General features: G+C 42.8%; 9 protein-coding genes. 6 read left to right on the top strand and 3 right to left on the bottom strand.

The features are described 5' to 3' along the window. Positions 1-163 precede the first annotated feature (163 nt). Positions 164-778, top strand: a complete 615-nt coding sequence (locus HXY43_RS02355) for a biopolymer transporter ExbD (RefSeq protein WP_290879429.1) — start codon at positions 164-166, stop codon at positions 776-778. A 384-nt stretch (positions 779-1162) separates the two neighbouring features. Here the strand turns inward: HXY43_RS02355 and psb29 are convergent, their stop codons facing one another. After that, positions 1163-1870 (bottom strand): photosystem II biogenesis protein Psp29, encoded by a 708-nt coding sequence (psb29, locus tag HXY43_RS02350; RefSeq protein ID WP_290879427.1) that lies wholly within the window; start codon positions 1868-1870, stop codon positions 1163-1165. Positions 1871-2606: 736 nt separating this feature from the next. Here psb29 and HXY43_RS02345 point away from each other — a divergent pair. Next, positions 2607-3203 carry a chromophore lyase CpcT/CpeT gene (locus HXY43_RS02345; protein WP_290879424.1) on the top strand — a complete coding sequence of 199 codons (597 nt, stop codon included), beginning with the start codon at positions 2607-2609 and terminating at the stop codon, positions 3201-3203. A gap of 66 nt (positions 3204-3269) precedes the next feature. Here the strand turns inward: HXY43_RS02345 and HXY43_RS02340 are convergent, their stop codons facing one another. After that, positions 3270-3638: an STAS domain-containing protein gene (locus HXY43_RS02340; RefSeq protein WP_290879422.1), complete on the bottom strand. Its 369-nt coding sequence runs from the start codon at positions 3636-3638 to the stop codon at positions 3270-3272. Between the two features lie 278 nt (positions 3639-3916). Continuing rightward, positions 3917-4963 carry an oxygen-dependent coproporphyrinogen oxidase gene (gene hemF, locus HXY43_RS02335; protein WP_290879419.1) on the bottom strand — a complete coding sequence of 349 codons (1047 nt, stop codon included), beginning with the start codon at positions 4961-4963 and terminating at the stop codon, positions 3917-3919. 774 nt (positions 4964-5737) lie between these two features. On the opposite strand from hemF, the gene HXY43_RS02330 reads away from it, so the two are divergent. The 4 genes from HXY43_RS02330 (at position 5738) to HXY43_RS02315 (ending at position 9223) form a co-directional block, all read left to right on the top strand. After that, on the top strand, positions 5738-6262 hold the full coding sequence (locus HXY43_RS02330; RefSeq protein ID WP_026730983.1) for a hypothetical protein: 525 nt from the start codon (positions 5738-5740) through the stop codon (positions 6260-6262). A gap of 152 nt (positions 6263-6414) precedes the next feature. Then, positions 6415-7485 carry an Mrp/NBP35 family ATP-binding protein gene (locus tag HXY43_RS02325; RefSeq protein WP_026730982.1) on the top strand — a complete coding sequence of 357 codons (1071 nt, stop codon included), beginning with the start codon at positions 6415-6417 and terminating at the stop codon, positions 7483-7485. Between the two features lie 101 nt (positions 7486-7586). Continuing rightward, positions 7587-8900, top strand: a complete 1314-nt coding sequence (gene rodA, locus HXY43_RS02320) for a rod shape-determining protein RodA (protein WP_290879415.1) — start codon at positions 7587-7589, stop codon at positions 8898-8900. A 125-nt stretch (positions 8901-9025) separates the two neighbouring features. Next, on the top strand, positions 9026-9223 hold the full coding sequence (locus tag HXY43_RS02315; RefSeq protein WP_290879413.1) for an NAD(P)H dehydrogenase subunit NdhS: 198 nt from the start codon (positions 9026-9028) through the stop codon (positions 9221-9223). The last annotated feature ends 47 nt before the right edge of the window (positions 9224-9270 follow it).

Below are 9270 nucleotides of genomic sequence, written 5' to 3'. Positions count from 1 at the left end.
AGTCATCTCACTTATCTTGCTCTGATGTCAAGTACGTTTTTTACACCGCTGATTATTCTTGTCTTGTTTAATTTGTCAAGCTATTTTTATACTAAATTAGATGAGCTTACCCTGACTACGAATTGTCAAATATTCCATTGCAATCTAGCATAAGAGCGAGACGATGAAAATTAACTTGCATACTCCCATTGAAGAAGCTCAAGTTCAAATTATTCCCTTAATTGACGTCATTTTTTGTATCTTGACGTTTTTCATTTTGGCATCTTTGCAATTTACTCGGCAGCAAGTAATTAACGTTGATTTGCCCAAAGCTAGCTCATCTACGGCAGGCAGTGTTAATTTACCCCAAGGACGACAAATATTACCCGTGACTATTGATGCTGTTGGTCAAACCTATGTAGAAAAACAACCAATCAAACGCGAACAGCTGGCAGATATTTTAAGACAGTATCTGCAAGAAAATCCTAACGGTACTTTAGTATTGAATGCCTCACGTTCAGCAACTTATAACGATGTCATAGAATTACTAGATTTGCTGCGGCAAGTAGGTGGCGATCGCGTTTCTTTAGGAATTATACCCGGTTCTTCAGAAAAATCGCCGAATTCTCTCCCAGGTGCTCCTGTTCCTTCTTTGCCGATCAATCCTGGTACACTACCAACGGCTCCCTTCAATCCCCAAGGTAACTCTGACCTTAATCAACCCAATTCAATTCCCTTTCCTATTAATCCTGGCACTTCTTTGCAACAGCCCACAGCTCCAAATCAACAAGGAAATTAAAACTAACGTGTTTGGTAGAGATGCCCCTAGGAGTGTCTCTACATCAGTAAAGCTTAAATCAAATTAAGTTCTGGCTATAGAAAAAACTCCACTATCTTTGGTGCGCTGGCACTCTTAATAGTGATAAAGCGAACTTCAGCTATTGTTTCCTCTAACCTAAGTAAGCCGGCGGAAATAAATCAAACCATTTTAAGTAACGTAAAATTATTGAAATAAGTTCGTAGTAAGGGCTTTAGCCCTTTTTTGAGGACTAAAGTCCACCCTACGGGTAGGCGCGTAGCGACTTCTGCAAGTAGCCGCTCTACGAGCGTCTACACTACAAACCTTTAATTAATTACGCCGTCCTACTTAGAAGCGAGAAGCACCCGCAAAGGGCGCTCATCACTATTCGTTATTCTTTGGGGGAGTAACGGTAGTATTTGATTTTTGATTGCGTTGTTCGCGTTTTTTGCGATCGGCTGAAAGCAAATCTGCCATTACCACTAGTGCTTGCGACATCTTATCTACGTTAGAAAGGTAAAGTTCCAAATCTTTGTTGAGTTTGTCATCTGATAAGTGCAAGCCAGCAGCAATGCTTTTCAGTGCTTCAGTACGTTTTTTTTCGTCTTTGACCAATTCTTGGTCTGACTGTTCTAGTAAAGAGAATAAACCAATCGCAAACAAGCGGCTGTATTTAAAGTTGGGGTTGTTGGCGATCGCTTGTAGATGTGCTTGTAAGTCAGCATCACGATTTAATTGAGTTTGTTGGCTTAAAGCGGCAATTAAATCTTGAGTTGACAGACTTTTGGCAATATCTTGCAAGCGTTGAGCATCCTGTCTGTAGATTTGCGGATCTGCCTCTGTTGCCCGTAGCAGAGCATTAAATATCGACTCTTTATCCTGTTCTGGCTGGTAGCCTTGCATAAAGCGGTCAAAGGAAGTGACGACGCCCAAGGCATAAATAGGATTGTAGCTGAAATCGACATTTACTGACAGTAGGTGCATTTCTACTATTAATTCCTCTACTACCCGCCGATAAATAGTGTTGATCGGACGGGTGTGGAGAGTGTGGAAAGCTCGCTTTGTATCGGATACAGTACGGGTTAACGACATAATATCAAGGGTTTTAGCTATCTTGAAGCTAATTTCTATTATTTTTCTAGGTAAGTGCTTAATCTTAGGTTAATTTTACGCTTGTTTCGCGTGCTTTTAGTATCTATGAAATTTATAAATTGATTTTCTAAAAAATTTTGCAAACTGCAAGCTGCCTGACAAGATCAAAAAAGTATAAATGATCATTGTATCTAAAAAAACCCTCCAATGATGAAGGGTTAAATAACGCGATCGCGCAAGCTTAGCTAACTAGAATTTTTACCGCTTCATGCAACAGCATTTTTACTCTATACAGTTTATATTGTACTTACATAAATGATATCATCCCTTCATTCAGCAACGGGGTAAATTTTAAGTAGGGTGTGTTACGGCTTTGCTATCACGCACCACTATCTAACATGGTGCGTTAGGCACTTTGATCGTGTTTTTCGTGACAAATCATACCGAAATATGCGCCTAACACAACGCCACTTGCTACAAGTCGGCAGAGCTGCCCAACGCAGTGGCTCCCCTACAAAAATTTTATTTTTACTTTATAAATGACCTCTAAGAATTAAATTTCAATATTAAAAATAAACAACCTCCTCTTAGCAGGAGGTTTTATTTATATTTTTGTATTAAGTTACACTTTAGTTACCAAAAGTCATAACACATGGCAAGACCATATAGCTTTTAATCCCTCTTCCCTTGGGAAGCACGCACAAATTATAATAACTTGTGAATACGCTTTAGATTTATGACCTTCTCGCCACAGTTACTCTGCCTCGCTAATTACTTAGCTGGTGAATTTGATAATCGAGAACAAGCTCTAGCAGAACCTGCTTGGTATGTCCACTTGCGTCTGTGGCAAATACCTGTTCCTCTGTTTCCAGAAGACAGCCTGACATTATTTGCAGAACAAGCCAATATTGTGAAATTGGATCAACCCTACCGCCAACGGATTATGCGGCTCAGGTCAGGGGGTGAACTTGATGCACCTCTAAATGTACAATACTATATGCCCAAAGATCCAACAGCGTTGCGTGGCGCTGGTCTAAACCCCTCGTTACTTCACACCCTCAAGCCTGAACAATTAGATTTACTACCTGGTTGCATTCTCAACGTCACTCAGCAAACACTAGCTGCCAACAGCTATCAGTTTACTGCTACCCCACCTCCAGAAACTCGTTGCTGCTTTAGTTATGCTGGCAATACTGTACAAGTTTCTTTGGGGTTTGACGTGACTCAGGAAAAATTGCATAGTTATGACAAAGGAATTGATCCTAATACCGGAGGGGCTACTTGGGGAGCGATTTTAGGGCCTTATCGCTACACCAAGCGAAAACAGTACTAAATTATGAATTATGAATTATGAAGTGTCTCTATTTTGGACTCTTCACTATTCATATTTGACTTTGAACTAGCTGGCAATACTACGAGGTACACCTTCTAAAGCTTCCTCCTCCGTTTCAAAGATTTCAAACACCGTGTCCATCATCGTTACTTCAAACACCAGTTTGGCTTCTGGGTGGACATTACAGATACGAAAACTGCCTTTAACTTTATCAGCATCGCGCATTCCTGCCACCAGAGAAGTCAGCCCAGAACTGTCAATAAAATTCACATGACCTAAATTCACAACCACATGACGGCTGAGTTTGGAAATACACTCCTGCAATTTCAAGCGAAATTGCCATGCTGTGGTGATATCCAGGCGGCCTGTGGGTGTCAAGACGATAACGGTATTACCGTCCTGAGTTGTATAAGTTTTTTGGTCTATGTCGATCACTGAGCCTCCCCTTGGCATTCTCAAAATTGACTATTAGTTAGTAGTTAGTAGTTAGTAGTTAGTAGTTAGTTCCCACTATCCACTATCTACTAACCACTAACATCCCCATAATCACTTCTCCCTTTTAGTTGAAAGGAGATGGACGGAATGGTATTGGTTAATTATGTTACTCACTTGCAACGGGTGGATTGATTCTGTAGCTTGAAATTAGCAAGCTACAGCAACAACTGTCACCTTGATTGCTTAGTGCTTTCCTTTAGTAGTTTAACTCACACTCTTTACGTATGGCTTGGTGTCCAGTTTACCCAGTCTTGAGGTTTGAGGAAGGTTTCGTACAACTCGGCTTCGGGTGAGTTTGGCTCAGGCTTGTAGCCGTATTCCCACCGTACTAGGGGAGGTAGGGACATCAAAATTGATTCGGTACGACCGTTGGTTTGCAGTCCAAAAATTGTACCTCGGTCATAAACTAGATTAAATTCTACATACCGTCCCCGGCGGTACAGTTGAAAATTGCGTTGGCGATCGCCATATTCCATCTTGTGTCGCTGCTCTGCGATTGGTAGGTAGGCGCTTAAAAAGGCTTTGCCGCAGCTTTGCACAAAGGCAAACAAATCTTCCCAACTGCGTGGTGCAATAGTTCCCAATTGGTTGCTGTACTTAGCAGCTTCGCTATCAGTATGAGGACCGCGATATAAAGCACCTTGACCATCTTGATAATCAAAAAACAGACCACCAACGCCCCGCGTCTCCCCCCGATGCTTTAAGTAAAAATACTCATCACACCAGCGTTTAAAGACTGGGTAATACTCTGAGTGATGAGCATCACAGGCTTGCTTGAATGTTTGATGGAAATGAATGGCATCTTCAGCAAAGGGATAATAGGGGGTCAGATCGGCACCACCACCAAACCACCATACCGGGCCTGCTTCAAAATAGCGATAATTGAGGTGAACGGTGGGTACGTAAGGATTGCGGGGATGCAACACCATTGAAGTGCCTGTGGCATAGAAATCATGTCCTTTTGCTTCTGGGCGTTGTGCGAGAATTGAAGGCGGTAAATGGGAACCCCAAACTTCAGAAAAATTTACACCACCTTGTTCAAAGATTGCGCCTTCTCGCATCACGCGCGATCGCCCACCGCCTCCCTCCGGACGTTCCCAAGAATCTTCCTGAAATTTACCTACACCATCCAATTTTTCTAAAGCTTGGGTAATTTCGTCTTGTAAACTTTTCATAAACTGACTGACCCTAGCTTTAGCGTCAGTTGGTGGTAAAGATGCAGATGATTCTACTGGTAAAGCCGGTCTTTGAGAGTTAGTCACCATAAATTCAACAACCTAAATAACTATTTGCAAAAAGCAACAATTTTTTAACTAAGAACCCACCACAGCAGCAGCCAACAGTTCGGCTAAAAATGCCTACCTTGCTTTTCTCTTGAGGATCAAGCATTCAGGCAGTGGGTGGGCATGACTAGAGTTATTTTCTCTCAAATGCGTATAGGCTTGTATATTGATTGATTTTTTTTCAACTTCTTTTCTAAATGTAAATATTTTGGTATGAATACTCTACTTTGGCGAATTAGTCTATAAGCACTTTTGACCTTGTAAGTAATTCAAAAGCGGGCTACTTTGACAAAAAAATTACTTTGGTAAAACCTAAATGCTATGTCTGAATTTAGCCCAAATTTTACTGTGGAGACCCTATTCACCAAAATCAAAGTAAAACAGTATAATCGCACACCAAATTTTTCTGTGCATTTCCGCAGTAGGTAGGAAGATATCGGGTGCTGATTAATAGTATTTATAAAAAGTAGAAAAAATATGGTTTCTCTTGCAGGGTTGTTACCTCAGGCATCAGAAGTTTCAAGGAGAATGGGGACTAGAGACTAAGAACTAGGGACTGGAAAGGGTTAAGGGGCATGGGACAAAGGGCATGGGAAAAAACAAGAGGGGGAAGGGTAAAGGAGGAAGGCTGAAAGGGTAGTAATATTCCTTTACCCTTTACCCTTTACCCCATCCCCAATCCCCAATCCCCAATCACCAATCCCCATTCATCATGCAAGAGTTACCAGAAAGCATGTAGCGAAGAGGATTAGGAAAATGCGAGCTTGGTTGCCCAACTTCATCCACCGCAAACGTCGTCGGTTTTGCGCTTCTCTAATACGAACTTATCGCGAGATTAGTTCTGCTTCTGTTGATGAACTGTGGCAAAAGCTAGTTAACTTGGCAGACGTCTCCTGGCATCCACTTCTCAAAAGCACGAACGTCCCTTATGGATTAGTACCCAAACCAGGATTAATTTATCAAGCGGTGACACGTTTTTCACCAATTCCGATACGTATTTTTGTAGAGCGCGTCAATCCCAGAGAGTTACTGAGTATCAGAATATTGGCGATTCCTGGTGTTGAAGAACGAATCACTTACACTATAGAGTCTACCCTTTGCGGTACCTATTTGTCATATTCTGTTACACTACGCGGTTGGTTATCGCCCTTGATTTGGTCATTTTCTCGTCCTTACGCCGATCGCGTCGCCAAAGCTTTAATCGAGGCAGTTGAAAAAGGGACATTATCAGCAGTTTCAGGGAAAGGGAAACCACTCAAGGATAGTTGTTTTGATTTTTAGGTATTGGTTAGTGGATAGTGGTTAGTGGGGAGTGGCAAACTACTAACCACTAACTACTAACTAATAACAATTTCCAATTAAGATGCAAGTAGATAACTAGATAATCATTGCTGTTTGTTAAATAATGTTGCGGCAGTAAGGGTAAAAACACTATGAATAATGTCCTCGATTCTCGCTCAGTCTTAGAAGTGTTGCGACCGGTACAAGACCCAGAACTCCGCAAAAGTCTGGTAGAAATGAATATGATTCGCAACATTAAAATTGACGGAGGCAAAGTAAATTTTACTTTGGTGTTGACTACACCTGCCTGCCCGTTACGTGAATTCATCGTGGAAGACTGTCAAAAAGCGGTGAAAACTCTACCAGGGGTTACGGATGTATCCGTAGAAGTAACAGCAGAAACACCCCAGCAAAAAAGTTTACCCGATCGCACAGGCGTGACTGGTGTAAAGAATATTATCGCCATTTCTAGTGGTAAAGGCGGCGTCGGTAAAAGTACGGTGGCTGTGAATGTAGCAGTCGCTCTGGCACAATCTGGGGCGAAGGTAGGTTTGCTCGACGCGGATATTTACGGGCCTAACGATCCTACGATGCTGGGATTAGCTGACGCTCAGATTGTGGTGCGCTCCTCGGAGAAAGGAGAAGTATTGGAGCCTGCTTTCAATCATGGCGTCAAACTAGTATCAATGGGCTTTTTGATTGACCGTGACCAACCCGTGATTTGGCGCGGGCCAATGCTGAATGGGGTAATTCGCCAGTTTCTCTATCAAGTGCAATGGGGAGAACTGGACTATATGATTGTCGATATGCCACCGGGAACAGGGGATGCTCAGTTAACATTGACACAAGCAGTGCCAATGGCAGGAGCAGTGATTGTAACGACACCGCAAACTGTCGCTTTGTTAGATTCTCGCAAAGGTTTGCGAATGTTTCAGCAGATGCACGTACCTGTCTTGGGGATAGTAGAAAACATGAGTTATTTCATTCCCCCGGATATGCCAGATAAGCAGTATGACATTTTTGGATCTGGTGGTGGCTCTAAAACAGCGGCAGAGTTGGGAGTGCCGTTGTTGGGGTGCATACCATTAGAAATTTCCACGCGTATCGGCGGAGACAGCGGTGTACCAATAGTTGCAGCCGATCCAGATTCAGCCAGTGCCAAAGCATTCAAGGCGATCGCCCAAATAATCGCAGGCAAAGTATCAGTTGCTGCCCTTACATAAGAAATTGTAATTTTTGTCTGGGTAACAAACTATGGGTCGGAATACAGACTTTTAGTAGTCAGTAAATTTAAAATCTAAAAACTAAAGTCTCAAATCCCCCCATGTTGTTAAAAAGGTCACGCTCTCCCCTCTTGCAAATTCGCTGGAAATATTGGTTTAAACCTTGGCAGCAAATGGACTGGCTGTTATTTTGTTTGCCCGTAGGTTTGACCATATTTGGTGGCATCATGATCCGCAGTACCGAATTGAACCAGGGACTCACCGACTGGTGGTGGCACTGGCTGATTGGTGCTATTGGTTGCGCGATCGCCTTGCTGCTGGTTCGCTTTCGTTATGAAAATCTACTCCAATGGCATTGGGTGACATACACAATTACCAACATCAGCTTGATCGCAGTCATGGTAATTGGTCACAGTGCTAAAGGCGCACAACGGTGGATCAACATCTTTGGTTTCAACATCCAGCCTTCAGAATTTGCCAAAATCGGGATCATTATCACCCTAGCCGCTTTGCTACACAAACGCACTGCTTCTAGCCTTGATAGCGTTTTCCGCGCTTTGGCAATTACTGCCATTCCTTGGGGATTGGTATTTTTGCAACCAGACTTGGCAACATCACTAGTATTTGGTGCGATCGTCTTGGGGATGTTGTACTGGGCAAATGCTAACCCAGGCTGGTTGATACTAATGATTTCTCCGATTTTTGCCGCGATTTTGTTTAGCATACCCTGGCCCTTTGCGATCGCTTTCTCCAAAGACATTACTTTCGGCCCGTTAGGGTTAGTTTGGTCAGTAATCATGGGGATTGTTGGCTGGCGTACCCTCCCTTGGCGAAAATATAACCTTGGCGCTATCGGTGCATGGAGTCTGAATATGCTGGGTGGCGAATTAGGACTGTTTATTTGGAACCACGTGCTCAAAGAGTATCAAAAAGACCGACTCACTTCATTCATGAACCCCAAAGCCGATCCCCTCGGCGCTGCTTATCACCAAATCCAATCTCGTATTGCCATTGGTGCTGGTGAGTGGTGGGGATGGGGTCTTTTCAAAGGTCCGATGACTCAGTTGAATTTCGTTCCCGAACAGCACACAGATTTTATCTTCTCTGCCGTGGGAGAAGAATTCGGTTTCATTGGCTGTTTGATATTGCTCTTTGTCTTCTGCTTAATTTGTCTGCGCCTGTTACACGTTGCCCAAACTGCCAAAGATAATTTTGGCTCATTATTAGCTATTGGTGTTTTTTCCATGATCGTGTTTCAGATGATTGTCAACATTGGCATGACTGTTGGTTTAGCGCCAGTAGCAGGAATTCCCTTACCTTGGATGAGTTACGGGCGTTCTGCTATGTTGAAAAACTTTATTGCCTTGGGAATAGTCGAGTCTGTGGCTAATTTTCGCCAAAAGCAGAAGTATTAATCGTAGTCAATAGTCATTAGTCATTAGTCATTGGAAACTGACAAAGGACAAAGGACAAATGACCAATGACAAATCACCAGTCACAAGTATTAAGCTATTAACAGGAAACCTAGAGAGTAAAAATCATGATCCTGCCAGGAGCAACTGTTCGCGTCAAGAATCCGAAAGATACCTATTATCGCTATGAAGGACTCGTGCAACGGGTAAGTGATGGCAAGGTCGCCGTACTGTTTGAAGGTGGTAACTGGGATAAATTAGTTACCTTTCGTCTCTCAGAACTAGAACCTGTAGAGACAACAGCCGGACGTAAAAAAGCAAAATAGTCCAAAGTCCAGAGTCAAGAGTCAATAGTTCATAACATTGTGACTCT

This window comes from Fischerella sp. (assembly GCF_013388695.1).
Lineage (GTDB): Bacteria > Cyanobacteriota > Cyanobacteriia > Cyanobacteriales > Nostocaceae > PCC9605.
The sequence above is the reverse complement of the archived record's forward strand: the minus strand, read 5'-3'. Positions and strand labels throughout refer to the sequence as shown.

Coding starts and splice junctions, on each gene's coding strand:
- HXY43_RS02355 (WP_290879429.1), top strand. CDS start 164: ATGAAAATTAACTTGCATACTCCCATTGAAGAAGCTCAAGTTCAAATT.
- psb29 (WP_290879427.1), bottom strand. CDS start 1,870: ATGTCGTTAACCCGTACTGTATCCGATACAAAGCGAGCTTTCCACACT.
- HXY43_RS02345 (WP_290879424.1), top strand. CDS start 2,607: ATGACCTTCTCGCCACAGTTACTCTGCCTCGCTAATTACTTAGCTGGT.
- hemF (WP_290879419.1), bottom strand. CDS start 4,963: ATGGTGACTAACTCTCAAAGACCGGCTTTACCAGTAGAATCATCTGCA.
- HXY43_RS02330 (WP_026730983.1), top strand. CDS start 5,738: ATGCGAGCTTGGTTGCCCAACTTCATCCACCGCAAACGTCGTCGGTTT.
- HXY43_RS02325 (WP_026730982.1), top strand. CDS start 6,415: ATGAATAATGTCCTCGATTCTCGCTCAGTCTTAGAAGTGTTGCGACCG.
- rodA (WP_290879415.1), top strand. CDS start 7,587: ATGTTGTTAAAAAGGTCACGCTCTCCCCTCTTGCAAATTCGCTGGAAA.
- HXY43_RS02315 (WP_290879413.1), top strand. CDS start 9,026: ATGATCCTGCCAGGAGCAACTGTTCGCGTCAAGAATCCGAAAGATACC.